Annotated in this window: 23 protein-coding genes and 3 pseudogenes; 13 read left to right on the top strand and 13 right to left on the bottom strand. The window is 43.7% G+C overall.

The features are described 5' to 3' along the window. Window positions 1-305: 305 nt before the first annotated feature. Complete coding sequence (locus V7K48_RS32785) at window positions 306-1085, bottom strand: DsbA family protein (protein WP_335079180.1); 780 nt, start codon at window positions 1083-1085, stop codon at window positions 306-308. A gap of 104 nt (window positions 1086-1189) precedes the next feature. Continuing rightward, entirely contained in the window at window positions 1190-2071 is an 882-nt protein-coding gene (locus V7K48_RS32780; protein WP_335079178.1) for a 4-hydroxybenzoate solanesyltransferase, read from the bottom strand. Between the two features lie 449 nt (window positions 2072-2520). Between V7K48_RS32780 and V7K48_RS32775 the strand changes: the two genes are divergently transcribed. After that, window positions 2521-4176 (top strand): Ppx/GppA phosphatase family protein, encoded by a 1656-nt coding sequence (locus V7K48_RS32775; protein WP_335079175.1) that lies wholly within the window; start codon window positions 2521-2523, stop codon window positions 4174-4176. A gap of 525 nt (window positions 4177-4701) precedes the next feature. After that, window positions 4702-4932 carry a type II toxin-antitoxin system VapC family toxin gene (locus V7K48_RS32770; RefSeq protein ID WP_335079173.1) on the top strand — a complete coding sequence of 77 codons (231 nt, stop codon included), beginning with the start codon at window positions 4702-4704 and terminating at the stop codon, window positions 4930-4932. A gap of 22 nt (window positions 4933-4954) precedes the next feature. Here V7K48_RS32770 and V7K48_RS32765 read toward each other — a convergent pair whose 3' ends face one another. The 6 genes and pseudogenes from V7K48_RS32765 to V7K48_RS32740 all read right to left on the bottom strand — a co-directional run bounded on the left by V7K48_RS32765 (window position 4955) and on the right by V7K48_RS32740 (window position 7130). Then, a complete protein-coding gene (locus V7K48_RS32765; RefSeq protein ID WP_335079171.1) occupies window positions 4955-5338 on the bottom strand; it encodes a barstar family protein in 384 nt (127 codons plus the stop codon). 23 nt (window positions 5339-5361) lie between these two features. Further along, window positions 5362-5475: pseudogene (locus V7K48_RS32760) on the bottom strand (ribonuclease domain-containing protein); the annotation flags it as partial. A gap of 34 nt (window positions 5476-5509) precedes the next feature. After that, entirely contained in the window at window positions 5510-5683 is a 174-nt protein-coding gene (locus V7K48_RS32755) for a hypothetical protein (RefSeq protein ID WP_335079169.1), read from the bottom strand. 207 nt (window positions 5684-5890) lie between these two features. Beyond that, window positions 5891-6073 carry a hypothetical protein gene (locus V7K48_RS32750; RefSeq protein ID WP_335079167.1) on the bottom strand — a complete coding sequence of 61 codons (183 nt, stop codon included), beginning with the start codon at window positions 6071-6073 and terminating at the stop codon, window positions 5891-5893. A 31-nt stretch (window positions 6074-6104) separates the two neighbouring features. Further along, complete coding sequence (locus tag V7K48_RS32745; RefSeq protein ID WP_335079166.1) at window positions 6105-6335, bottom strand: hypothetical protein; 231 nt, start codon at window positions 6333-6335, stop codon at window positions 6105-6107. Between the two features lie 6 nt (window positions 6336-6341). After that, window positions 6342-7130, bottom strand: a complete 789-nt coding sequence (locus V7K48_RS32740; RefSeq protein ID WP_335079163.1) for a PP2C family serine/threonine-protein phosphatase — start codon at window positions 7128-7130, stop codon at window positions 6342-6344. 683 nt (window positions 7131-7813) lie between these two features. Between V7K48_RS32740 and V7K48_RS32735 the strand changes: the two genes are divergently transcribed. Together V7K48_RS32735 and V7K48_RS32730 are read left to right on the top strand one after the other, a co-directional pair. Beyond that, window positions 7814-8881: a DMT family transporter gene (locus tag V7K48_RS32735; protein ID WP_335079162.1), complete on the top strand. Its 1068-nt coding sequence runs from the start codon at window positions 7814-7816 to the stop codon at window positions 8879-8881. 164 nt (window positions 8882-9045) lie between these two features. After that, complete coding sequence (locus tag V7K48_RS32730; protein WP_335079160.1) at window positions 9046-10185, top strand: peptidoglycan-binding protein; 1140 nt, start codon at window positions 9046-9048, stop codon at window positions 10183-10185. 26 nt (window positions 10186-10211) lie between these two features. Here V7K48_RS32730 and V7K48_RS32725 read toward each other — a convergent pair whose 3' ends face one another. The 5 genes and pseudogenes from V7K48_RS32725 to V7K48_RS32705 all read right to left on the bottom strand — a co-directional run bounded on the left by V7K48_RS32725 (window position 10212) and on the right by V7K48_RS32705 (window position 13108). Then, entirely contained in the window at window positions 10212-10667 is a 456-nt protein-coding gene (locus tag V7K48_RS32725) for a DUF2141 domain-containing protein (RefSeq protein WP_335079158.1), read from the bottom strand. Between the two features lie 445 nt (window positions 10668-11112). Continuing rightward, window positions 11113-11346: pseudogene (locus V7K48_RS32720) on the bottom strand (ISAzo13-like element ISMae28 family transposase); the annotation flags it as partial. A 178-nt stretch (window positions 11347-11524) separates the two neighbouring features. Continuing rightward, on the bottom strand, window positions 11525-12379 hold the full coding sequence (locus V7K48_RS32715; protein WP_335079156.1) for an NmrA family NAD(P)-binding protein: 855 nt from the start codon (window positions 12377-12379) through the stop codon (window positions 11525-11527). A 52-nt stretch (window positions 12380-12431) separates the two neighbouring features. Then, window positions 12432-12887, bottom strand: coding sequence for a nuclear transport factor 2 family protein (locus tag V7K48_RS32710; protein WP_335079154.1), 456 nt, complete (start codon window positions 12885-12887; stop codon window positions 12432-12434). 98 nt (window positions 12888-12985) lie between these two features. Then, window positions 12986-13108, bottom strand: a complete 123-nt coding sequence (locus V7K48_RS32705) for an AraC family transcriptional regulator (protein ID WP_335079152.1) — start codon at window positions 13106-13108, stop codon at window positions 12986-12988. Between the two features lie 214 nt (window positions 13109-13322). Here V7K48_RS32705 and V7K48_RS35330 point away from each other — a divergent pair, with 214 nt between their 5' ends. The 9 genes and pseudogenes from V7K48_RS35330 (at window position 13323) to V7K48_RS32680 (ending at window position 24607) form a co-directional block, all read left to right on the top strand. Then, window positions 13323-15404, top strand: coding sequence for an ATP-binding protein (locus V7K48_RS35330; RefSeq protein ID WP_442949509.1), 2082 nt, complete (start codon window positions 13323-13325; stop codon window positions 15402-15404). Next, window positions 15386-16366 (top strand): ATP-binding protein, encoded by a 981-nt coding sequence (locus V7K48_RS35325; protein WP_442949510.1) that lies wholly within the window; start codon window positions 15386-15388, stop codon window positions 16364-16366. Before V7K48_RS35330 ends, V7K48_RS35325 begins: the two co-directional genes overlap by 19 nt. Window positions 16367-16393: 27 nt before the next feature. Then, a complete protein-coding gene (locus V7K48_RS35320; protein ID WP_442949508.1) occupies window positions 16394-16714 on the top strand; it encodes a hypothetical protein in 321 nt (106 codons plus the stop codon). A gap of 11 nt (window positions 16715-16725) precedes the next feature. Then, window positions 16726-17619 carry a hypothetical protein gene (locus V7K48_RS35315; protein WP_442949507.1) on the top strand — a complete coding sequence of 298 codons (894 nt, stop codon included), beginning with the start codon at window positions 16726-16728 and terminating at the stop codon, window positions 17617-17619. Between the two features lie 41 nt (window positions 17620-17660). Next, the gene (locus V7K48_RS35310) at window positions 17661-19664 is read left to right on the top strand and encodes a PAS domain S-box protein (RefSeq protein ID WP_442949506.1); all 2004 of its coding nucleotides are present in this window, start codon (window positions 17661-17663) and stop codon (window positions 19662-19664) included. A gap of 12 nt (window positions 19665-19676) precedes the next feature. Beyond that, the gene (locus V7K48_RS32695; RefSeq protein WP_335079150.1) at window positions 19677-20306 is read left to right on the top strand and encodes a response regulator transcription factor; all 630 of its coding nucleotides are present in this window, start codon (window positions 19677-19679) and stop codon (window positions 20304-20306) included. Between the two features lie 221 nt (window positions 20307-20527). After that, window positions 20528-20901: pseudogene (locus V7K48_RS32690) on the top strand (DsbA family protein); the annotation flags it as partial. A gap of 259 nt (window positions 20902-21160) precedes the next feature. Further along, window positions 21161-23401, top strand: coding sequence for a peptidase domain-containing ABC transporter (locus V7K48_RS32685; protein ID WP_335079148.1), 2241 nt, complete (start codon window positions 21161-21163; stop codon window positions 23399-23401). A 39-nt stretch (window positions 23402-23440) separates the two neighbouring features. Then, window positions 23441-24607, top strand: coding sequence for an HlyD family secretion protein (locus V7K48_RS32680; RefSeq protein ID WP_335079146.1), 1167 nt, complete (start codon window positions 23441-23443; stop codon window positions 24605-24607). Window positions 24608-25664 lie beyond the last annotated feature (1057 nt).

The following is a 25664-nucleotide window of genomic DNA, read 5'->3' as shown; positions in this document are numbered from 1 at the left end:
ATTGCTGCCATGAATCAATTTAAACCCTGTTATGCTTCTGGATGATTTAGCTTATTTACTACTTGCTTATTCCGGAAAGTGACAGAAGAGGGATAGTAGTCCCAATACTGCTCGGTTAAGAAGATTTGTCAGTTGGGTTAAAAGTCGTAAAACCTAACAAAGCCATGAAGATGTTGGGTTACCCTGCGGGATCTTGCTACGTTCCTCAACCCAATCGACATTGAAGTTATTTTTTAGGCAAAACCTACGCAGTATTGATAGTAGTCCTATATTATCGACGTTAACCCATTTGAAAATACATCAATTTACTTAGCATTAGCCAATATGCTTTTGATCTCTTCTAGCTGCACCACTCCTGAAAAAGTTGGACTATTAATTACAAAGAAAGGTGTGCCAGGAACACCCAATTTCTCAGCTAGCTGGATATCTTTTGTAATTGCGGGAGTGGCAAGAGTCAGGTCGCGTTTAAATTTACCTAAATCCAGATTCAGTTTTTTAGCAATATCTAAATATATCACCTTACCAAGTTGCTTTTGATTAGTAAATAGCGCATCATGATATTCCCAAAATTTGCCCTGTTGATATGCCGCCCAAGCCGCTGTCGCAGCTGGCAATGCTTCAGCATGAATTGAAATCAGCGGTAAATTCTTGTAAACTAATCTTACTTTATCTGGATACTTTGCTAATAATTCTTTCAATGTTTTATGCGCTTCAGCACAGTAGGGACATTGAAAATCTGAAAATTCTACAAGCAGAATTTTTGATTGAGTTGAACCTGTGGTGGGAGACTCACCAATCACTGTTTGAGGATTCGTCTTTAAATCCTGTAAAAATGCTTGCTGTACTTGTTTTACTTTCTGTTGTTGTTGCTGCTGATAGGCTTGGACAGACTCAATAAGTACCTCTGGATGTTCCCGGATAATTTGTAAAACTTGCTGTTCCAACTGCGGATCAATGCGGGTAGCAGCTTGTGCAGGAAATGACCAGGTGACAACCAAACATAGCAGACCTATTGCTGTCCAACTACGCAGATACTGAAATAAGGGACTAAACCAATCAAAGAATATACCCATACAAAAACTCATAAATATTTTTTCTCTAACTCATAGACGCGCAGTCGCTTCGACTTAGGAGTACACTCCAATTTAAAATCCCATAATAAAAGTTATGGGATTTTTCTTTTTACTTATTAAAAAGATCCAGCAATCATCCCAACAAGTAAAATAAAACCAATCCACACATTTTGCCGGAACATTTTACCATAAACAGGATTAGGTAAGTCTCCCTGTCTTAATCGCAGAGACTGCCAAACCCATCCGATTGTAGCAATTGCAAGGCTAATCCAGAAGGCTAAGTGCAGATGTATGAATACACCTAACCAAGCCAATAACAAGATTGTGCCAGCAAAGAAAATTCCAATAGCTAGAGGGGCATAATTCCCAAAAAATAGAGCGCTAGAATTAATACCAATGCGGCGATCGTCTTCCATGTCGCTCATAGCATAAACAGTATCAAATCCCAATGTCCACAGTACAGTCGCGCCCCAAAGTAACCAAGTTGGTTGGGAGATAGTTTGTGTGACTGCACTCCAGCTAATCAATACCCCAAAACCCCAAGCGATGGAAAGCACCAGTTGCGGTACAGGAAACACCCGCTTTGCACCTGGATAAAGCAGAATTACAGGCACTGCTGCCACACATAACCAGAAACTCAGGGGGTTAAGATAAAAGGCCAGGACTGCTGCACATGCTAACGATACGATCGCAACTACAATCCCAACTTTCACAGACAGGGCGCGAGAAGCGAGGGGGCGATCGCGTGTTCTCTCCACTTGGGGATCAATATCCCGATCCCACAAATCATTGACAACACACCCAGCCGCACTCGTGGCCAGAGTACCCAATACAATCACAGCAACCAGAGGTAAAGGCGGTTTCCCAGAAGCTGCCAAAAATACAGCCCAAAGGGCAGGAATCATTAAAATTAACCGTCCTTCTGGTTTATGCCAGCGTAAAAGCCGGATAATTACAAGCCAAACTGGTTGCTGGGGGCGTTCTGGCGTCGTTAACATAGAAATCAACAAATAACTTTAGATAGATGAATTTACACATCTTTACATCTATAGAATAACGTTATTTGATATTTGTAAAAACATGCCTCCATTCGCCTAATTATGCCAACAATACGGCATCAATCAAGCAGGTAACAGGTTATTACTGATTTTTCTTCTTAATTTACACATCTTTACATCTAGAGAATAACGTTATTTGTTATTTGTAAAAACATAACCCCAAGTGGCAACTTAAAATATTTTTAAATAGTCACTACGGTTAGAAGCAGTAGGGTGAATATACTTAGCTGAGTTACCCCCGACCAAAGATGAAAAGTGCTGAGTATTTTTTAATTAACTCAGTACCCAGCACTCAGTACTCAGTTTCAGCAAGTGTGTTGCAACAAATATCAGTGCCAGCTACCCCGACATATCACCGTTTGCCATTTCTTATAAAGAGAGAAAACTAGATGCTGAATTTAGTTGCTTCGGCTAGCTGGGAGAGTGTTCCGACTCAACCAACTAAGCAAGACCGGATTATTGCTGCCATTGACCTGGGGACAAATTCTCTACATATGGTAGTAGTGAAGATTGACCCCACACTACCAGCTTTCAGCATTATCGCCAGAGAAAAAGAAACCGTCAGACTTGGCGATCGCAATCTTACTACTGGGGAACTCAAACCGGAGATAATTAAAAAGGCGATCGCTGCTTTAGGACGCTTCCAAGAAGTTGCCAAAACTATCAACGCTGAAACAATCATTGCGGTGGCAACTAGTGCTGTACGGGAAGCCCCCAATGGGAAAGATTTTTTGCACAAAGTAGAAACAGAATTGGGTTTAAGCGTTGACTTGATTTCTGGTCAAGAAGAAGCGCGACGAATCTACCTTGGCGTGCTGTCGGGGATGGAATTTCACAACCAGCCCCACATGATTGTTGATATTGGCGGTGGTTCCACAGAATTAATTTTGGGTGATAGTCACCAAGCGCGTACTCTCACCAGTACCAAAGTCGGTGCAGTGCGACTCACTAGCGAATTAATCACCACTGATCCGATCAGCAACACTGAGTTTCACCATCTGCAAGCCTATGCACGCGGGATGTTAGAACGTTCTGTGGATGAGGTACTAGCAAACCTCGAACTTGGAGAATCTCCGCGTTTGGTGGGTACATCTGGCACAATTGAAACCCTAGCGATGATTCATGCACGAGAAAAGTCGGGTGTTATTCCTTCCACTTTAAATGGTTACCAGTTCAGTCTTAAAGACTTGCGAGAGTTGGTAAATCGCTTCCGGAAACTGAGTAACTTAGAAAAAGCTGCAATTCCCGGTATGCCAGATAAGCGCCCTGAAGTTATACTCGCTGGTGCAGTAATATTACAGGAAACAATGACCCTTTTGGGTAGTGAGTCAGTCACGGTTTGTGAGCGTTCTCTGAGGGAAGGCGTAATCGTAGACTGGATGCTAACCCACGGTTTAATTGAAGATAAGCTGCGCTACCAAAGTTCAGTTCGGGAACGCAATGTTCTAAAACTCGCTAATAAATACCACGTCAATTTAGAATACAGCGATCGCGTCGCAACATTTGCCCAGAGTTTATTTGACCAAACTCAAGGTACCCTACACCATTGGGGATCTGACGAGCGACAACTGCTGTGGGCAGCTGCAATATTACACAATTGCGGTCATTATGTGAGTCATTCGTCTCACCACAAACACTCTTACTATCTAATTCGCAATGGTGAATTACTCGGTTATACAGAAACCGAGATTGAAATCATTGCCAATTTAGCGCGTTATCATCGCAAATCACCGCCCAAGAAAAAACATGAAAATTACCAGAGTTTGCTGACTAAACATCAGCGACAAATGGTCAGTCAATTGAGTGCAATTCTAAGATTGGCAGTGGCATTGGATAGACGACAAATTGGTGCGATCGCCCAAGTGCAATGTGAGTATTATCCACAATTGAGGCAGTGTAATCTGCTAATTTTTCCATCTCAACCTGATGATGATTGTGCCTTAGAACTCTGGAGTTTAGATTATAAAAAAGGAGTGTTTGAGGAAGAATTTGGAGTAAAATTAGTAGCGAGTTTAGAAAAGTCTAGCATTGCTAGCTTCTCCTAGAAACTATAAATTAGGGTGCGTTAATGCTGTGTAACGCACCTGCTGAATAAAGTATAAGCGCACATATATGCGTTACTGGCAATTAGCTGTAGTTTACGTATATACTTTCAAAATTCAGTTAATTTTTATATACTTTTTTTCCTACTAAAGTATGAATTGAAAAACTAACTTAAGAAGTATATTAAAAACACAAATTAGAATTAGACTATAGTTAACAATCTATTTATGTAGGTTATGTTGCTATTGGATATCTAAGCTGGGAAAACTTAGGTATCCTTTTATGAAATTTCAATCTAGCAGGCTAAATTGCTCAGTTTTCTGCACTGGAGAATACTCAGGCTTCAGCATATAGCTTGCATTTCTTGATTGTGAAAATTCCTCAGCTTTGAGAGCTATGCTCGATATCAAAGCTTCAGGTAAAAAATCTGATGAATTTATCTGTGACAACTTCCCCTACTAAAACTGCACCTAAGTTACAGCGTTTTTCAGGTAAATGAAGTGCACAGGTAAGGGCACAACATTGTTGTGCCCTTACGATTTACTTTAGAGTTTTTCAAAAATGTGCGATCGCTAGGATTTAACGATTATGCTATCAATTATTACAAAGACTTGATTCGTCAAAAAATCCGCATTGGCACACAAGATTTACGCATTGCGGCAATTACGCTGTCAGTGAATGAGATTTTAGCAACCCGCAACCAGAAAGATTTTGAAAAAGTGCCTAATTTTAGTTTAGAAGATTGGACTATATCTTAATTTGTCTCAAGGCTCAATTGACCTATTTGTTTATAGTTAAAAACTTCAGAGTAATATTATTAGCCTCCCAATGTTCTTTGGCTGAATTTAAAATATCTAATGCTATTTGGTACTGTGTTGGTTTAGCTTGAGCAAATATATCAGCATTGTCATACAATATTACATATCTCTCAGCCGGACACCATGTTAAATCGGTGATACATTCATCAAAAGCATCCCAGTTAGCACCAAAGTATGTAGGAAATTGCATTGCTTCAGCAGCTTTACTTAAAAATGTTTCTTTGCTATTAATTTTTTTACCATCAAGATAAAAAACTTTAGTTCCTGGTTCTGCGGCTATTTGTTCCACTGCTTCACGTATGCCTTGTTTTATATCTATTGACGAAATATTTAGAAATTCACTCATATATTCTACCTTACTTATTACGACTAGTAGATGACTTCTTGAAAGCTATTGTAGTGATCAACAGTATAATAAAGTTCGGCATTTTGCCCAGTAATTAGACGGCGACTACCTCTATCTGTTGCTCCGGGAGTTGGTACTGTGTACTCATAGTCTCAATGTTCTGGCATTTAATCATCGCTGAACCTCTGGGTGAACAATCTCAAGCGGAATTGTCCTTTCTACAGGTTGAATCAAACTGTTTGGTGCATACAGCCATAAACCCTGACGGATAAGTTCATTAGTTTCTGGAGTTTCCCCCGCACCTATCCACTTTCCCTTAAAAAGAGTTTGACCACCAAACAACAACTGATAGATAATGACTGCTAACCGGAAGCGATCATGTACTTCCGATTGATCAATGTTAGAAAAATCTTTATCAATCAGTTCCGGTGGTGTATAATCTAGTGAACCAACTGGACAACGATAAATTTTGCCATTTACCGGATTCCGAACCTGAAAGGAATCAGTATCAATAATTGAAGGTAAGGCGCGATCGCTAACAAGAATATTTTGCTACTTGATGTCACCCAAAACATAGCCAGAAATGTGAATTGCTTCAATAATTGAGGCGATATTCAGCGCCGTTGTGTGGAGAAAACGCCAATCAACATCAAGTTTCAAAGCCTTTCTTTTGCTGGGATTATATACATCAATAAGTTCTTTTGCTCCCTTAATTTCTGGTATCAAAAAGCCCACACAATCACCCTGAGTATTTTTCAGCGACGATTTAGGCCAAGCAAAAGAAATATGATTGAGGTGGAAATTTGGCTCTGTAGGTGAGTGAGTGCACTATCATCACCGCTAACTTTTGTACCCGTTCAAGTGTAGGCGAATGGTAAATTTTAGCTAAGTAACCATTGTGATTAGTTCGCCAAACTTTACCTTCACCGCTATTAGCTATCGGTTCACCCAAGAGAGTAATTGGTTCACTAGTACTACCACAGATGAGAAGCGTCATGGAATTTTACTTTCTTTCCCAAAGACACAAAAGTAAGGTTTTATCATCGTCAGTGCGAGAATTTAGCCGCTCAGAGTTGAGAAAATCTATTAGATATTTATCTTCTTTCTCTGGATTAACAGTATCATGCAAGTATTCCTCGAAAGGTTTAAAGAAAGGTGAGAAAGGTTTCCAGTCGCTCAAGCGAATTGCTACTTTTTCCAGTCCATCAGTGGAAGCACAAATAAACTCTTGTTTTTGTAAAATAATCTCTACCTGCATTTCTTTTACTGCATTTGTTGAGGTGATAAAAGTTGTTTCATTGATGAACTCACCTTTATCTGGCTGAAACAACAGTTGATATTCTGACTCTTGGGAACGCACCACAATAAATCCATCCCCGATTTGCATACCTGCAATCCAGTCAGGAGTCGCCACAAAAACCAACAACGTACAAGCTAAATCATTGACAGAATAATTTCCTTGGGCTGCTTGATTATGTAACTTTTCAAGAGCTATTTCCAGAATCTTAGCAAACAGTTTATGAACTTCTTTTTTGGACAGTGGTTGAGAAAAATCTTCCTCTAATTCTTCTTGCTTCTGAGGAGATTCACTAATATCAGAAAAGCATTTGAGTACCGTTTCTACCGCCAACTTAGAACCAATATCAGAATATTTGGCACTACCAGCACCATCGGCAACAGCGCCTATAATTACATCATTAAAGATGCGATAATCCCCATAATCTTGACAACGTATCCCCTGGTTTTGATGACTTGTTCCGATCGCGTAACGCGCAACAGCTTTCCAATTCACAAAATTTCCTCTAACTAGTAATTTGACCCCATCCCACAGCCAGTAAAGCTACAGCCTGCCCTACTTTCCCACTAGAAACCCGTTTGACCGAAGTAGAAAGCCAGACAAACAACTCACGAAAATCTAAGCCATTTAGTGTAACTGGTAAGCGTTCAGGTGGAGAAATTTGATTGAGTCAACTGGTCTGAGAGATCAATCATTTATATTGTCAGCTTTAAAAAAGACTTTTACAGTAGTATTTATACGTATAAGTACTACTGCCTATTTGCCTGATTCAACCTGAGTTTGACGGCTTATGTGGTGTTGCCTAACGAACTGAATCCAAAACCCTCTAAGAAGGTTTTACTACGCAAAACCGTCCCTCTCCGAGTCGGAGAGGGACAGACTTGAACTTTAGTTTCGAGTCAGGGAGAGGTTTATCGAACTCAGGTTAATTTAAAGCGTTTGTGCTTGTCATCTGAATAAATCTTTTTAAAGCTATCCGTCTGATTACAATCTTCCGCATCCTGCAACCTTAGTTACACCTGAGTATTCTTTCCTGCTCTGGCAGACGTTACGCGATGGTGCAAAGCACCCGCCAAAGGCGATGTCTACGACGGGCTATGCGATCGCAAAACTACATAATTCGGTAAAATTGGGTAAAGTAATTTTTGCGCTTGTTAAACAAAGGCATCAGCAAACCCATGCAACTGAAACTCAGTGCATCTCAACTTCCCTTTGCCCCTCTGCTATTAATTGCCCCCTTTTTCCTATGGGGGACGGCAATGGTAGCCATGAAAGGAGTCATACCCCATACCACACCGCTATTCATGGCGGGAGTGCGTCTGATACCAGCGGGGATGTTAATTTTGATTGCAGCAGCATTCATGGGTAAACCCCAGCCCAAGGGTTGGGCTGCATGGCTGTGGATTACCTTATTTGCCCTGATAGATGGAACACTGTTTCAAGGCTTTTTGGCAGAAGGATTAGTCAGAACCAGTGCGGGGTTAGGGTCTGTGATGATTGACTCCCAACCCTTAGCTGTGGCCTTGCTGTCGTTGTGGCTATTCCAGGAATATATTGGTTTTTGGGGATGGCTGGGGCTAGGACTAGGAGTCACAGGCATTAGTTTAATTGGTTTACCTAATGAGTGGATTTTACATTTTCTCGACTCAGGCGCAAATATCACAATTGGCAACTGGGAAGATTTGTTTGCCCGCGGCGAGTGGTTAATGCTGTTAGCAGCCCTATCAATGGCAGTGGGAACAGTGTTGATTCGGTTTGTGTGCCGACATGCTGACCCAGTAACTGCCACAGGATGGCACATGATTTTGGGTGGATTGCCACTATGGGGAATTTCATCAGTTGTCGAATCCCAGCAGTGGGAGAATCTAGGAGCATCTGATTTAGTGGCTTTGGGTTATGCTACCGTATTTGGCAGTGCGATCGCCTACGGGTTATTCTTCTACTTTGCTTCTAGTGGCAGTCTCACCAGTCTTAGTTCTCTCACCTTCCTCACACCCGTCTTTGCCCTACTATTCGGCAATCTCTTTCTCTCAGAAGTCCTCAGTCCGTTGCAGTGGGTAGGTGTTTTCCTGACTTTAATCAGCATCTATCTGATTAACCAACGTGATACTTTAGCAGCGCAAACCGACACAGTTACTGTCGGCGAAAAAGCTAATATACAGCAACCAGTTTTAGAAGCATCTGCTAAAAAATTGAACCCCATAACCCTAACAGTCAGAGAATCTGAACCAGAAATTTTGCCCTAACTAGTTAAAGGGGAGATGAAAAAGATCAGGGGGCAGGGGAGCAGAATTAATAACCAATGTCCAATACCTAGTGACAAATAACAAATAACAGTTAACATTTGGACAGCTTGAAGTTATTGTGGGATCGAAGACTTCAAAAGCACGTTCAGGCTGAAACTTGCAATATGAGGCTACGTCCTTCCTCAATCTTGATATTTACCTGTTTTTCTTGCTTGGGTTTTTACCCAAATCGCGCAAGTACAGCCACACCTAACCTAGCACCTGAAATTTTAGAACTTGCACAAGCTAGTTCGACAGTTACTGCTAGTCCGGCTGTTTTGAGATATGGTAGTCCAAAATCAGATGTACAGAGACTACAAACCCAATTAAAGCAGTTGGGATACTACAGTGGCGTGGTAGATGGACAGTACAACGTCAGTACGGAAATCGCTGTAGCTAAATTCCAGAAAGCAAAGGGTTTACAAGTAGATGGCATTATGGGTCTGGCGACTAGGGGGAGCCTGCAAGCAGCTTTGGTAGCCAAAAATCAGATTATCACCTCTCCAATTGTCACCTCTTTTGCTACGACTTCCAAACCAACTGTAAAACCCAAGCCAACCGAGAGAGGTTTTGTCTGGTGGTTAATATTTGCCATCGGAGTTCTAGGAAGTATTGGCGCACTTGTTTCCCTACTGAGGTGGTTTCGTCAGGTAAAACAAGTGCAAAAGTCCGAAATATCAAATACTAAAAGTTTGAGCGAAGCTAAGAAAGACCCGATGACACCACCCTTACCAGAGACTGTAACTAATCCACAAACAGCTACGCCACCATTCGCCACACAATTACTCCTACCAGAAAAAACTTCCCGGCTTGTTAAACTCAATATCGTTGACGAATTAATTCAAGACTTACGCAGTCCTGACCCAACGAAGCGACACAAGGCTATTTGGGATTTGGGTCAACAGGGAGATTCGCGGGCAATTCAGCCTATGGTTGACCTGATGATTGATGCCGATTCTCAAGAAAGCAGCTTAATTTTGGCAGCTTTGGCAGAAATTGGCATCCGCACACTCAAACCGATGAACCGGGCTTTAGCAATTTCAATCCAAGATGAAAGTCCACAAGTACGGCAAAATGCGATCCGTGATCTGACGCGTGTTTATGACATGATGGGTCAAATGAGTCAGATGTTGCTCCATGCGCTGGAAGACCCAGATGCCGAAGTGCAAGCAACAGCACGATATGCTCTAACTCAAATCAATCGAATGCGTGGCTTGCCGGAACAACAAACTTTACCAGAAGATTCACACAACGATTCACCATAATAGAGCAACTTCGCTTTTTGGTCAGCCTAAAAATATTTCAATTGGATTTGGATATTAGTGTTTGGGCCTGCAATCAAAAATGCTGCTTCGCTAAATTTGGGCGCTCTTGTGCGAATTTCTGGGTTGCTGGAAAATCCAAAGCCTTCGCTTGGTATACCAAGTCCATTTCTATTGAGAGTGCTGTCATTATTTTGATCGTGGAAGACAGCAACGGCATAACTACCCGCTTTCAAGTTCTCAAAGGTAATGATAAAGGGAGTATCAATAATCTTGGTACACTGCTTTTGTAAGACGCGATCGCGATCGCTAGGAAATCCTTCACTGCTTGCAAATAGACTGGCACATACTTGTCCTTCTTTGTTCTTCAAGCCATCAATTTCCACGGTGAGTTTGCCGTTAAAATTAGCCTTGGCATTAAATGACCATGCCAGATTTCCCAGAACTGCCAATAACAGTATACTAACTCTTAATCCTTTAACCATAAAATTGTCACAAGATAAAATAAGTTTTGCTGAAATTAAGTTTTCACTTTGATTCAGATCACGCAGATTGATCGTGACATTATTCGGTCAATACTCGCAAGCATCCTGCCATATTTCGTCTCTAGATTTGTCTGTATACGCAGTAGTCATAATACATAATATATAATACATAATTTATCTCTGCAAAAAAGTTGTATCAAAAGCAACGCAGATTCCCAATATCTATCCTAAAATAGCGGATTAGTCGAGCTATTTGGGACTTCTAGAGAATAAAATATACAGCTAATCAGAATGATAATCATTTTAATAAAGAAAGCAGTTACTGTCGGCAACCGCTTTCTCCCTCAAGAAATATGCAAGATAAATGTCTACACTCAAGAACAACGAATGAGTGCAGCGAGCAGAATTGCTATCAACAATGAAGCCAGTTTAACCTTGTTAAAAATTACGTTACTCTATAACGTATATCAATAAACCACTTGCTTAAATTTGGTAATTTATCTTGGGTAAAATTAGTCGAGCGTTCAATTTTATTTTCAATTTCTTGCATGGCTTTTTTACTGAGACGCATCCCGGTAGAGTAAGTCTCAGTGACTAACTTAACAACTGGATGCTTACTATTCCAAGTCATAGTTTCAGCAAAATGTAATGCTGTTTCAACTTCATCTAGAAGACTTCCAATTAAATTATGATCTTGCGCTCAATGCTTCTTCCATTGGAGAGATTTCGCTAACCTAGCAAGCGATCAATTTAGATGGGGTTGGTTTATCGCTTCTCATACGAGTGTAAGATTTAACTCTAATTCTTCTGCTTAATTATTTGTTACATACTGATAAATTTTCCCCACGACCTACTTATTAAGTCAGAATATGTTTGAGTAGTTTGTAAGTTACAAATTGCTCAAATCGAGTTGGCGTAACTGCTTCAGGTGTTCGTGGTGTCGCATAGATGCCATCAGGATTGCCAAGGGCACGAAACAGATTCCTTAACTCTCGTTGAACATCCGTTGTCGCTCCAGTCAATGCAAGTTGCTGCTGGATTGATTCAACCGTCACCTGAACATATTCAATTGAACGATTCAGCACTTGCGAAACAACAGCAGTGGTTTCAAGGAGCGTTAGATTTTCTGGTCCCATTAGATTGCGAGTCCATTGTCCTGCCCAGCGGTCATCAAGTAAATATTTTGCAGCTTCATCACCGATGTCATCTGTACTAATCCAGGGAATATCATGATCGCTGGCATAGGAAAAATATACGGCATTGCTTTGCTGAATAAACTTGAGTTGTCCTAGAAAATTCTCCATGAAATAGCCAGGACGCAAATGCAGCACATTCGAGTAAGTTTGGTTGAAGATCGATTCAACGGTTCCAACCAATGTAACTGTACCCAAATCTGGCCCTGCACCTGCACCCAGGCTAGAAATGTTGACAACTCGTTTAATACCGTTTTCATGCACTGCTCTAGCTCCAGTCATTGCTGTCTGAATGTACCAGTCGCGTAAACTAGGTGCATCAAGTTTTGGTGGAGTTAGCCAAAACAAAGCATCTGCATTTTGGGTTGCCTCGATCAACCCTTGGGTATCATCGCTGCTGATTGGCTTCACCGTGGCACCCATAGACACTAAATCAGCTAATTTCTCTGGATGTCGTGTTAGAAGAATGGTTTCGGCTCCAGCAATATTGGACGACTTTCTCTGCGGTACGTCGTCCAATATTGCTGGAGGCCGCAGCTATCACAATTTTCATACTTTTCTCTTCCTTGGATTACTCTGCACTATCTACATTGAAAGATTGGTGCAAATTTTGTGTGCCACCCCATGCCTCAAGAGCGGGAACAGGATTCCAGTATTCGCGGTAGTGAACGATCTTGCCTTCCTTAGTTTCCAGTCGCATTAGATAATTTTGTTGATAGTGACGACCTGTGGCGACAATGATGGCTTCTCCATAAACCTCAGCAAATAGAATATTCGGGTTTGACGTTGGGTAAGCACGAATATTTGTAAACACCAAATCTTGCATCTGTGCTGTTACTTCTTTCATATAGTTATAAATAGCTTGTTTGCCTTCTAATCGTCCTGGTGTAGTGGAAGCATATGGAAATTCAACCACTGCATTTTTGGCAAATAAATTTACCCAAGCTTGAACATCCTTGCCCACAAGTGCCAAATGATCTGCAAAAGCTTGTGTCGTCTGTTGCTCTATATCTGGTGCTGGCTGCACTGGATTCTCCTTGTCTTATCTGTTTGGAGTGTACTGAGTTCCAATGCTCAACTTCTTTCAGATTATTATGACAGTTTGTCAGATTCTTGTGGTGTTTGTTAGCGAACTTGCTTTGGTGTCATCCCAGTGAGGCGTTTCAACTGTTGCCTCAGATGGCTTTGACTGGAGAAACCCACTTGTAAGGCAATGTCTGCGAGCGCCAAATCTGTTTTCGACAGCATTAATTTTGCCTGTTACTAGTAATAAATGACTGGGGTTGATATTGCAACATAAGTAAAGCTAATAAATCAGCTGCTCCGCCCCTAGAGAGCCACCTGTTTGGGGGAGCCAATACCAGGCAAATTTGCCCAATTGTTTTATTTTTTGAAATTTGGCAAATGATCTAAACGATATACTTTACGATACAACTGATGACACTCATCGGCAGAGAGTTGTATGATTACCTTACCTGGAGTTGCCATCCACAGCAAAATCTATGAAAGTTCGGCATCTCTAGTGTATCGAGGTATCAGAGAGCAAGATCGCCAAGCGATCGCCATCAAACTGCTTAGGCAAGATTACCCCTCTCCTCAAGAATTAACCTGTTACAGACAGGAATATGAAATTACCCGCTCTCTGAATCTCCCAGGAGTTGTCAAGGCATACAGCCAGCAAAACTATCAACGCACTTTAGTTATTCTCTTAGAAGATTTTGGGGGAGAGTCCCTAGAGTTATGGAGGCAAAAGCACCCAGATTTCTGCCCCATGTACTTGTCCACGTTTCTAGGTCTTGCGATTGACATTACAGAGATTCTGGGCGGAATTCATAATGCTAATATCATCCACAAAGATATCAACCCTGGCAACATCGTCTTCAATCTAGATACGGGCGTAGTTAAAATCATTGATTTCGGCATTGCCACCCAGTTTAACCGCACAAATCCAACCTTCAAAAGTCCTCATGTGTTAGAAGGTACACTTGTCTACATTTCTCCTGAGCAAACGGGGCGGATGAATCGTTTGCTCGATTACCGCACTGATTTTTACTCGCTCGGTGTGACGTTCTATGAACTGCTCACTGGACAGCTACCTTTCCCGACAACCGACATTTTGGATCTAGTTTATTGCCATATTGCCAAACCGCCTGTTCCACCTCATGAAATGAATGCAACAATTCCCAAAGCAGTTTCAGATATTATCGTGAAACTGATGGCGAAAAATGCGGAGGATCGCTATCAGAGTGCCTGGGGCATCAAAGCAGATCTAGAACGCTGCGCTCAACAACTGGCAGAAATGGGTCAGATTAACGCCATGTCGTTGGGACTGCAAGATGTTTCTGAACAGTTTTGCATTCCTCAAAAACTGTATGGACGAGAAGCGGAGATTGAAGGATTATTGGCGGCGTTTGACAGAGTTGCAACGGATTTTGTAACGGATGAAGCGGATGGCTTGACGACCAGACGCACAGATCCCGCATCCGTTACATCTTCCCATCCGTTGCCGATGATGCTCGTTTCTGGTTATGCTGGCGTCGGCAAAACGGCATTGGTGCAGGAACTCTATAAACCGATCACGGCAAAGCACGGCTATTTTATTTCTGGTAAGTTTGACCAATTTCGGCGCAATATTCCCTACAGCGCGATCGCCCATGCCCTGCAACAATTGGTGCAGCAACTACTGGGTGAACCAGATGAGCAGTTGCAACAGTGGCGATCGCGCCTGCTGACGGCATTGGGAAGCAACGGACAAATCATCATTGATGTCATCCCCGAAGTTGAGTTAATCATTGGTAAGCAGCCGCCTGTACCAGAAGTTGGAGCAACTGAAGCACAGAATCGCTTCAATCTAATGTTTCAAAGGTTTATGCGGGCGTTTTGTGCAAAAGAGCATCCCCTGGTCATCTTCTTAGACGATCTACAGTGGATCGATTCTGCGACGCTGAAGTTAATAGAACTCATATTACTCGACGAACAAACTCAATATTTGTTTTTGATCGGAGCCTACCGAGATAATAAAGTGACTCCAACGCATCCATTGGTTTTGACGCTGGAGAGTCTGCGAAAAGGGGGGGCAGTGCTTCAGGAAATCATCCTGACCCCCTTAACACTGGAACCGTTAAGCCAATTGATAGCTGAGACATTACATCACAATCCTGATACCGTTCGTCCCCTAGCCCAAGTTGTGTCATGTAAAACCGAGGGTAACCCTTTCTTTGTCAGTGAATTTTTGAAAATGCTGTATGGCGAAAATCTGTTGACTTTTGATGCACAACAGTTAATCTGGCAATGGAACCTGGCTGAGATTGAAGCTCAAGATCTCACTGACAATGTGGTGGAGTTGCTGTTGCATCAACTGAAGAAATTACCGGAAGCAACACAGCAAATTCTTTGCCTAGCTGCTTGTGTCGGGGCTGAATTTGATTTAGAAACGTTAGCGATCGTTTGTAAAAAATCACCGAAAGCAATTTTCCAGGATTTACTAGCAGCAATACAAGCTGGATTAATCAACCCCTGTCTGAATTGGACGAAAACTTGTTAGTTCAAGAGTATAAGTTTTTGCATGATCGCGTACAGCAAGCTGCTTATGCTTTGATTGATAAGTCACAGAAACAAGTTGTTCATCTCCAAATCGGTCGCAATTTACTTGAAAAAACTTCACCAGAGCAATTATCAGACAGACTATTTGAAATCGTCGATCATCTCAATCAGGGAATTGAGCTTATCACCACTCAGCCAGAACGAATTGAAATTGCCAGATTGAATTTAATGGCAGGTCAGAAAGCCAAATCAGCAACGGCTTATGAAGCAGCGCTTCAGTATTTCAATACAGGGCTTAAACTCCTCAATTCAGAGAGTTGGCACGAGTATGAGCTAACCTTGGCACTGTACTCAGAAGCAGCAGAAGCGGCATATCTTCACGGTCGCTTTAGTGAGATGGAACAATTCGTAGAAGTGGTACTTGATCGCGCGAAGACGGTGGTTGATAAAGTGCAGGTTTACGATAGCAGAATTCAAGGATATTTGTCGCAGGGCAACCCGAAAGAAGCACTTAAAACTGGATTGGAAGTGTTAAAGCTCCTGGGAGTAATCTTACCAGAAAATCCAAGTCAGTTAGATGTTCAAAGAGGATTGAAGGAAACAGCTGCACTACTCGCTGGACGAGAAATTAAAGACTTAATTGATCTGCCAAAGATGACCGCACCAGAACCGCTGGCAGCAATTTATATCCTGACGAATATCGTGGCTGCTGCATTTATGGTGTCACCAGCACTGATGATACTGATTGCTTGCAAAATGGTGAATTTATCGATCGACTACGGCAATGCTACCTGGTCGCCACACAGTTATGCTGCCTACGGATTTGTTCTATGTGGAGTTGCTCAAGACATTGAACTCGGTTATAAATTTGGCAAATTGGCTCTGGGCTTGATAGAACAATCAAATACCAAAAAGGGGAATGTTGAAGCATTAACGGCATTTAGTGCCTTAGTCATGCACTAGAAGGTACATTTTAGGGAAACAATACCAATGCTGGATGATGCTTATCAAAACGGAGTGGAAACCGGAGACTTTGAATTTGCTGGCTATGCTGCATTTCATGCATGTTATAATTCGTTTTTTATGGGTGAGGAACTCACCCAACTGGAAGAAAAAACGGCAACCTACAGCAAAGCGATCAGTCAAATCAGACGGGAAAATCCTTCTAATTGGATTGCAATGTTGTGGCAGACAATTCTTAATTTGTTAAATAGGTCTGAGAATCCCAGCCGTCTAATTGGTAGCGTATATGATCAAGAGCAAGCGCTATTGCAGTTAAAGACGGAACTGGAATTCTCTACTTCTATTTAAACAAAATTGTATTGTATTATCTATTTGGGGAGTATCATCAAGCTGCACAAACTGCTGTTTTAGCCAGGCAGTATTTTGAAGAGATAACAGCGGTATCGGTTTTACCTTTATTCTGTTTTTACTATTCTTTAGTGCTTTTGAGCCTGTTTGTTAAGGCTTCAAGCTCTGAAAAAGAGGCTTGGCTAAGTTATGTTAGCACCAGTCAAGAAAAGATGCAAAAATGGGCAGAGTATGCCCCAATGAATTATCTACATAAATTTAATTTAATTGAGGCAAAAAAAGCGCGAATCTTAGGGAAATTTCTTGAGGCTGAAGAGTTTTATAAACGAGCTATATCGGGTGCTTCTGAGCATGAGTTTATTCAAGAAGAAGCACTCGCTTACGAATTAGCAGCGAAACATTATCTGGCGCGAGGTCGGGAAAAAATTGCCCAGACCTACATGAAGGAAGCTCACTATTGCTACGATCGCTGGGGCGCAATAGCTAAAGTTAAAGACTTAGAAAAACGCTATCCACAACTATTCAATTCCAACCTGGTTCGGCAATCGAATTCTATCTTAACCGATGAAACAATTCCTCGTCCGACTGCGGCGATCGATTTGGCTGCGGTGATGAAAGCGGCTCAAGCCCTCTCAGAAATGATCCATCTCGATCAATTAATTGCCACGTTGATGCAGGTGGTGATAGAAAATGCAGCAGCCGAAACAGGCGCTCTGATTCTCCTAGAGGACGATCGGCTCACTGTGGTGGCTCAGTGCAGTGGGAGTAGACAGTGCCACCTGGAAAAGAGCGCTGTTGCTAGCTGTGCAACGATTCCTATCTCCGTCATTCACTCGGTAGAACGCACTCAAGAAACTCTGATGTTTGATGATGCAGTCAGCGAACCGTCTTTCTTTTTCGACTAGATCCTTATATTCAAGCCCAACAGACGCGATCGCTCCTCTGTATGCCAATTCTTAAGCAAAGCCAGTTGATTGGCATTCTTTATCTGGAGAACAATCTCAGTACCAGAGTGTTTACCAGCGATCACTTGCAAATCCTCAAACTGTTGATTGCTCAGGCAGCGATTTCACTGGAAAATGCTCGATTGTATGAACGGTTAGAAGACTATGCCCAAACACTGGAAATCAAAGTAGAAGAGCGAACTCAAGCCTTACAGCAGGAGATCAATGAGCGTATACAAACCGAAGCCGCATTAAGACAAAGTGAAGCGAATTATCCCAATCTAGTACAAACTGCGAATTCAATCATTATTTGCTCTGATACGCAAGGACGAATTCGATACGTGAACGATTGTGGGCTGGAATTCTTTGGCTATGAAAAACATCAGATTTTAGGGCGTACCTTACTCGAAACGATCGTTCCAGAAACCGAAACCTCTGGACGCGATCTCAAACAATTTGTCCACAATCTGTTTGAAAATCTTGAATCTCACTTGCCTGAATCTTACCTGCAAACCGAGAATGAAAACCTGTGTCGAGACGGTAGACGAGTTTGGGTTGCCTGGTCAAATCAAGCAATCTTGGATGAACAGGGACAGGTAGTGGAAATTTTATCTGTTGGCAATGACATCACCCAGCTCAAACAAGCCGAGGCAGCCCTACAGCGCAGTGAAGCCAAGTTCCGCAATATCTTTGAAAATTCTCAGGTCGGCATCTTCCGAACCCGCCTCTCGGATGGATTAATTCTCGATGCCAATCAACGCTTTGCTAATCTGTTTGGCTTTAATTCACCAGAAGAAATGATTGGGCTGAAACACACCACAGACTGTTACGTGAATTCCAGCGATCGCCAGCAAGCGATTGAATTACTAAAGCGTCATGGCGAACTGCAAAACTTTGAAGTGCAGATGCGAAAACGAGATGGTACGATGTTTTGGGGACTTTACTCCTCTCGTTTGAATGCAGCCGATGGATGCATGGAAGGAGTGATTGCAGATATTAGTGATGTCTACGACGAGCTTCGCTTACGCAAGCAAGCAGAAGCCGCTCTACAAGCCTCAGAGACAAAGCTACGGACTTTAATTGCAGCCATTCCCGATCCGCTGTGTGTCCTCACTGCCCAAGGACAAGTGATCGAAAGAGTCGAAGGGAATCCGTCATATAGCGAGGATCATATTGGTAAAACACTGCATCAACTCTTTGCTAAACCACAAGCCGATGAATTCCTAAATTACATTCAGCAGGTGCTGAGAACCCAACAAGTACTTACAGTTGAATACAGTCAGTGGACGGGTGGACGAGAAACCTGGCTTTCGGCGCGCATTGCACCGATTCGGCACGAGCAGGTGATTTGGCTGTCGCGAGATATTACGGCTCTTAAGCAAGCAGAAGCCGCCTCAATTTTGGAAGAACGCAACCGCATGGCACGCGAAATTCACGATACACTAGCCCAAGCGTTTACAGGCATTCTGGCTCAGGTAGGAGCTGCAAACCAGGTGCTAACGGATGATTTAGAAGCAACTCAGGCACATCTAGACCTGATCAAAGAATTGGCAAGAACTGGACTGACTGAAGCGCGGCGATCGGTGGTAGCGCTCCGTCCTCAGCTTTTGGAGGAGGGCAATTTACAGAGTGCTCTACATCGTCTCGTGACTCAAATCAGAGCTGCCGCTATTGATACCACTTTATATTATGAGATCAAGGGTGCAGTGTATTCTCTACCCACTGAAGTAGAGAATAACCTACTGCGGATTGGGCAAGAAGCATTAACCAATGCTATCAGACACGCCAATGCTGACGAAATTCGAGTAGAGCTAGTATACGATCGCGATCGGTTTTGCTTACGCGTGAAAGACAATGGGCAGGGCTTTGGAGTTGGGAATGTTCCATCCTCTAATGGTTTTGGTTTGTTAGGTATGAGCGAACGGGCAGAGCGCATCGGCGCACAACTGACGATTGGGAGTCAACCTGGGCAAGGAACAGAGATTATTATTACCGTTAACCCTTGAGTGAGCATCACAATGAGCCAAGCCATGACAATTCGGGTTCTGATTGCGGACGATCATGCCATTTTTCGGCAAGGATTAGCCACGATTATTAACCGTGACCCAGATATGAGGGTGATTGCACAAGCTGAAAATGGGGAACAGGCGATCGCCTTATTTCGGGAACACCAACCGGATATAACGCTAATGGATCTGCGAATGCCTGAAGTTGAAGGAGTTGCCGCCATTGCTGCAATTCGTGCTACCACTAAATCTGCTCGGATTATTGTACTGACAACGTATGATAGTGACGAAGATATTTATCGGGGATTGCAGGCAGGAGCAAAAGGATACCTGTTGAAAGAAACTGAACCCGACGAACTGCTGAATGCCATTCGTACTGTTCATCGGGGTCAGCAGTATATTCCGCCTGATGTGGGAGCAAAGTTGGTACAGCGGATGAGCAATCCAGAACTAAGTGAAAGAGAACTGACAGTACTCCGTTCAATGGCACAGGGGATGAGTAATGCCGATATTGCGGCTGCTTTGAGTATCGGTGAAGGCACTGTTAAATCTCATGTAAATCGGATTTTGAATAAGTTAGATGTGAGCGATCGCACCCAAGCTGTGATTGTTGCCGTTAAACGCGGCATTGTCAATTTATAGAGTGTACTTTCGATTGAATTCGGATTCTAACTTGAGTTAGAGCCAAGCTTCCACTCCACGATAGAATGGTTGCTCTATCAATTTATACTGTAAAAATTTTAACTCGTTATAGACGACGGCTTGAAGGCAATAGCATATATTGAATTTATGTAAATAGTCATGCAGTCAATTGATTGAGCAAGCTAATTGCAAGGTTTCATGCTTGATACAGATGTAGAAAGATGAGCGACGACTGTAGCCACAGTTCCTTACTTGTACTACCTTCAACCCAAGATCGTATTCAAGGGGTGCTGAGTGCCAAGGTAGTACTAGTGATGTATGGAGACTATCAATGCTCTAGAAGTGCAGGCGTTTACAAGATGATTAAAGTTATCAAACGAGAGCTAGTGCTTCTTTTGGAGAGGATTATTTATGCTTCATCTTCCGCCATTTTCCGCAAACACAGATTCATCCCCATGCTCAGCGGGCCGCCCAAGCCGCCGAAGCCGCCCAAGCCCAGGGACAGTTTTGGTCAATGCATGACACTTTATTTGCCCATCAACAAAAGTTGGAGAACGGTTATCTTGTCGAGTACGCCAACGATTTAGGGCTAGATCACCTCAAAAATTCCTTGGACGAGGCGATTTTAAATTTTAGATTAAATGAAAATCTGAAATCTAAAATATTTGGTTTCAAGCCTCTCTGTTCACAGAGAATAAAACAAAAAAATTCAATATTTAAGCCTTTTCTTTATAAGGAGAGGTTAATTCAAAAGACGCTTGCGGACTCGCTAACGCTCCGCTATCGTAAATCTAAAATCTAAAATTGAGTGATGTTTAAACAACTATTTGTGTCACCTTGTTGAGAACTCAGCTATGAAATATCCTAGCGTGTTGCAACATAGCGAAGAAGATTGCGGATCTGCCTGTCTCGCCACCATTGCCAGGACTCACGGACGCACCCTCGCCATCAGCCGCATCCGTGAAGCTGTCGGCACAGGATCGCGCGGCACCTCGCTGCTGGGACTCAGTCGGGGCGCAGAAGCATTAGGTTTTAACGTGCGGCAGGTGAAAGCCAGCGATGCTTTTCTCGATCGCCTGGATCAAGCCCCTCTGCCTGCAATTATCCACTGGAAAGGCTATCACTGGGTTGTGCTGCATGGGCGAAAGGGCAAGCAGTATATCATTGCCGATCCGGGTGTGGGAATCCGGTATCTCAGCCGTCGTGAACTTGTAGAAGGCTGGAGTAACGGCATTATGCTATTACTGTTACCCGACGACAATCGCTTTTATCAGCAACCAGAAGATACGATCAGTGGATTAGGACGATTCATTCAGCGGGTACTCCCTTATCGCTGGCTGTTGGCTCAAGCGACTGGGATGAATGTGGCGATCGGTCTGCTCTCCCTGACTTCGCCGCTGATGATGCAGCTCCTCACCGATGATGTGCTGGTGCGGGGCGATCTGCAATTACTGACAACTGTGGCGATCGGGGTAATTGCCATGAACCTGTTTAGCAGTGCGATCGGGCTGGTGCAGGCTCATTTGATTGGTCACTTTGGGCAACGTTTGCAGCTTGGGCTGGTTCTGGAATATGGACGGCAGTTGTTGCATTTGCCCTTGAGCTACTTTGAGGGACGGCGCAGCGGCGAGGTGGTCAGCCGGATTGACGATATTGATGCGATCAATGCGCTGGTGTCCGAAGTTGTCCTGGGCTTGCCCAGTCAGTTTTTCATTGCTTTGATCTCTTTAGCCTTCATGCTGTTCTATAGCTGGCAACTCACGCTGGCCTCTCTGGCTGCCTTTACCCTGACTGCTTTAGTCAATCTGCTGTTTGTGCCTGCCTTGCGCCAAAAAACGCGCAATCTAATCGTCTCCGGTACAGAAAATCAGGGCTTTCTGGTCGAAACCTTTCGCGGGGTGCAAGTCCTCAAAACCACCCATGCGACTGCTCAAGCCTGGCAGGAATATCAGAGCAACTATGGTCGCCTTGCAAATTTGGACTGGGGCATGATGAAGCTGGAACTGTATAGCAGCACGATCACGAATATACTGTCTACCCTGACGAGTATCGCTGTCCTCTGGCTGGGCAGCTATCTGATGATTGGGCAAACGCTGTCGGTGGGTCAACTGCTGGCGTTTAGCGGCATGAGAGAGCATTTGCTAGGCTTTCTCAGTTCAGCAATCAAACTGATCGACGAATTCCTTAAAGCCCAAGTTGTGATTCAGCGCCTGACAGAAGTGATCGACGCTACGCCCGAAGATGCCCACGACGAGAAAAAGCCCTGGGCAGATATACCCGATATAGCAGATATTACCTGCACAAACCTCAATTTCCACCACGCTGGACGAGTCGATCTGCTGCAAGACTTTTCCCTGACCTTTGCTGGTGGACAGACGATCGCCCTGGTGGGTCAGTCGGGCTGTGGCAAAAGTACGCTCGTCAAATTGCTGGCAGGTTTATATTCGCTGCAATCGGGTAATATCCGCTATGGTATTTTCAACCAGGAAGATATATCGCTGGACTGTCTGCGCCAGCAGGTTGTTCTCGTTCCCCAGGAACCCCATTTCTGGAGCCGATCAATTCTCGACAACTTTCACTTTAGCTATCCCCATATCTCGTTTGAAGAAATTGTTCACGCCTGTCAGCTTGCGGGAGCCGATGAATTTATCAGCAGCTTACCCGACAAATATCAGACGGTGCTGGGTGAATTTGGGGCGAATCTTTCCGGTGGACAGCGGCAACGATTAGCGATCGCCCGTGCCCTGGTGACTGACCCGCCGATTTTGATCTTAGATGAATCGACCGGGGCGCTCGATCCAGTCAGTGAAGCACAATTACTTGATCGCCTGCTTGATCACCGCCAGGGTAAAACCACGATTTTGATCAGCCACCGTCCGAAAGTAATTCAGCGTGCCGATTGGGTGGTCATGCTCGAACAGGGCAGGTTGAAAATTCAAGGAACGCCCGCCGATCTACAGCAGCAGGCAGGTTCTCACTTAGACTTCCTGGATGATGACGTATGGGATGCAAAACAGTTCGTGATGCCGTCGGCTGATGAGTATCGTAATGGACATCACAAAAATATTACAACAGATATTGCAACGATGCATTGATTAATTCGTTCCAGTCCTTTTATTCCAGCGAGAATCCTGATGACTCAACAGATTCACTTTCTACCGCCGATTCGAGACAATGAATTTCTGCCGCCCATCAGCCGTTGGACACAGATTGGAGGATTGGTGATCGTCGGCATCATGGGGATTGGCATGACGCTGAGCGCGGTTACGCATTACAAAATGACTGTCAAAGCGCAAGCCACGATTCGTCCGGTGGGGGAATTGCGGTTGGTACAAGCTGCTACCGAAGGTGCAGTGAGGCAAGTTTTAGTCAAAGAGAATCAACTCGTAGAACGGGGAGAGGCGATCGCCACGATCGATGATGCTCGCCTGCAAACGAAAAAGAGTGAGCTGCAAAGCACTCGTCAGCAAGCCCAACTCCAGCTCGTGCAAATTAATGCTCAAATTAGTACCCTCAATCGTCAGATCGCAGCAGAAACCAATCGGGTCGATCGGGCTGTAGCAGCGGCCCAAGCAGAGCTGAGCCAGCGCGATCGGGACTATCAAGAAAAACAGGTGACAACAGCGGCGGATCTGGAGGAGGCAGAGGCAACGGTGAAGCAGGCGATCGCCACCCTACAAGCCGCCCAGACGAAGCAGCGCCGCTATCAGGAGGCGGCTGAAGCGGGTGCGCTCTCCCGTGATCAGGTAGAGGAAGTAGAGTTAGCAGTACGGCAACAAGAACAGGCAGTCGCAGCGGCTAAAGCCAAACGGCAGCGCACCGAAGCAGCGCTCAATCCCAGCCATGCAGAAGTGACAATGGCGGCTGAACGTATCGCCCAGGAGCAAGCCAACCACGAACTCCAACAAATCGAGCTGGATCTCCGCCAAACCACGATCGCCGCTACCGCAGACGGGATTGTCGCCAATCTCCATTTACGCAATCCAGGTCAGACCGTGCGAGTGGGCGAGAGTATCGCCGAGATTGTTCCGGGTGATGCGCCGCTAGAAGAAAAGGCAGCCGTGTCGCCGCAGGATCGAAGCAAACTCAAACCCGGTCAACGGGTACAGATGCGGGTTTCTGCCTGCCCTTATCCGGATTATGGTGTCCTGAACGGTCACATCAGCCGCATCTCGGAAGATACTGTTAAACCTCCAGCCAATGCAGCCGCTCCAGATGCCGAGCAAAGCAGCACTGCACCTGCCTTCTATGAGGTGACGATCGCCCCAGAGCGTCGATCGCTGGGACGGAGACAACACTAATGTGTGATTCAGTCGGGTATGGAAGGAAGAGTCGATATCATTGCCCATGAAGAGACGGTGCTGACATTCTTGCTCAGAAAAGCAAGGCTGATGGCAGACCTATAGGTTCTCAAATTATTTGATCGCTCCAGATTCAAATTCACTTTTCCACTGTTCACGGAACGTGGAAAATTTGTATTTGTACCAAATGGCACTAAGAAAAGCAGAAACACTTGTGCTTTAAGCAGTTTGCAATTGCTTGCGTAACTCATGCCGGGGTTTGGTGATCAAGGGGTAAGCTTTCGGACGGCGTTTACGAACCCGTGGTTCACTTCTGCCTGGGCGATCGCTTAGCTTTCTTTTGTCACTCTAGGCAGAGGAAAAAGAGAAAAAGTCTGACAAAAGGGATAAAAACAGATGATTGTGCAATGTATTCATGATGCTAATCAGGTAAGAAAATCCGCTATGAAGTTGGGGAATAGAAAATACCTTGAGCCCAGGTTTAATCAGATTGAAAAGGATGATTGGTTGAACAATAAGACGTAAATTATTTCAGATATTCTTCCAACCAAACTTTTCATCCCACAAAGGATGTTCCGCAAATATTTGGAGAATATAGCTGTGAGATTTGGAAAAGATGCTTGAATGAAGGCTGACCATGAGATAGGTTCAATCATCATCAAATTTACTACAAAATGGGGAGGAAGAGGCTGGCGTCGGCAGCCTCTTCCTCCCCACCAATAATGATTATCATTTTATTAGCTGTATATTTTATTATCTTGAAGTCCCTTTACAGAAGAGTGATCACACAATTAAATCTGGTTGTAAGTGTAAACTCACAGGCGATCGCTATCTTAATTGATTAGCTGCACCTATTGAGCAAAAACGTTCCGCCTCCTGATTAGTCGTTAGACATCGCCTTGTCCATTAAGCACTAATCAGTGAGGGAAACATCTATCGAAACTCCCATACAAGCCTATAACCTGAGTTGAATAGAATCGTAGTAGGAAACTTGGCTAACAAACCTAATTTCCTTAAATAAACCGGGTTTAGAGTACCTGTAATATGGGAAACTTGG

Source organism: Nostoc sp., assembly GCF_036919615.1.
In the GTDB taxonomy this organism is placed as follows: domain Bacteria; phylum Cyanobacteriota; class Cyanobacteriia; order Cyanobacteriales; family Nostocaceae; genus Nostoc.
Note: the sequence above shows the minus strand (reverse complement) of the source record. Positions and strands in the feature narration are given on the sequence as shown.

What these genes read in the sequence shown, in the direction of transcription:
- V7K48_RS32785 (WP_335079180.1), bottom strand. Translation starts at nt 1,085, where the DNA reads ATGAGTTTTTGTATGGGTATATTCTTTGATTGGTTTAGTCCCTTATTT.
- V7K48_RS32780 (WP_335079178.1), bottom strand. Translation starts at nt 2,071, where the DNA reads ATGTTAACGACGCCAGAACGCCCCCAGCAACCAGTTTGGCTTGTAATT.
- V7K48_RS32775 (WP_335079175.1), top strand. Translation starts at nt 2,521, where the DNA reads ATGCTGAATTTAGTTGCTTCGGCTAGCTGGGAGAGTGTTCCGACTCAA.
- V7K48_RS32765 (WP_335079171.1), bottom strand. Translation starts at nt 5,338, where the DNA reads ATGAGTGAATTTCTAAATATTTCGTCAATAGATATAAAACAAGGCATA.
- V7K48_RS32745 (WP_335079166.1), bottom strand. Translation starts at nt 6,335, where the DNA reads ATGACGCTTCTCATCTGTGGTAGTACTAGTGAACCAATTACTCTCTTG.
- V7K48_RS32735 (WP_335079162.1), top strand. Translation starts at nt 7,814, where the DNA reads ATGCAACTGAAACTCAGTGCATCTCAACTTCCCTTTGCCCCTCTGCTA.
- V7K48_RS32730 (WP_335079160.1), top strand. Translation starts at nt 9,046, where the DNA reads ATGAGGCTACGTCCTTCCTCAATCTTGATATTTACCTGTTTTTCTTGC.
- V7K48_RS32725 (WP_335079158.1), bottom strand. Translation starts at nt 10,667, where the DNA reads ATGGTTAAAGGATTAAGAGTTAGTATACTGTTATTGGCAGTTCTGGGA.
- V7K48_RS32705 (WP_335079152.1), bottom strand. Translation starts at nt 13,108, where the DNA reads ATGCTGTCGAAAACAGATTTGGCGCTCGCAGACATTGCCTTACAAGTG.
- V7K48_RS35330 (WP_442949509.1), top strand. Translation starts at nt 13,323, where the DNA reads ATGATTACCTTACCTGGAGTTGCCATCCACAGCAAAATCTATGAAAGT.
- V7K48_RS35320 (WP_442949508.1), top strand. Translation starts at nt 16,394, where the DNA reads ATGCTGGATGATGCTTATCAAAACGGAGTGGAAACCGGAGACTTTGAA.
- V7K48_RS35310 (WP_442949506.1), top strand. Translation starts at nt 17,661, where the DNA reads ATGCCAATTCTTAAGCAAAGCCAGTTGATTGGCATTCTTTATCTGGAG.
- V7K48_RS32695 (WP_335079150.1), top strand. Translation starts at nt 19,677, where the DNA reads ATGAGCCAAGCCATGACAATTCGGGTTCTGATTGCGGACGATCATGCC.
- V7K48_RS32685 (WP_335079148.1), top strand. Translation starts at nt 21,161, where the DNA reads ATGAAATATCCTAGCGTGTTGCAACATAGCGAAGAAGATTGCGGATCT.
- V7K48_RS32680 (WP_335079146.1), top strand. Translation starts at nt 23,441, where the DNA reads ATGACTCAACAGATTCACTTTCTACCGCCGATTCGAGACAATGAATTT.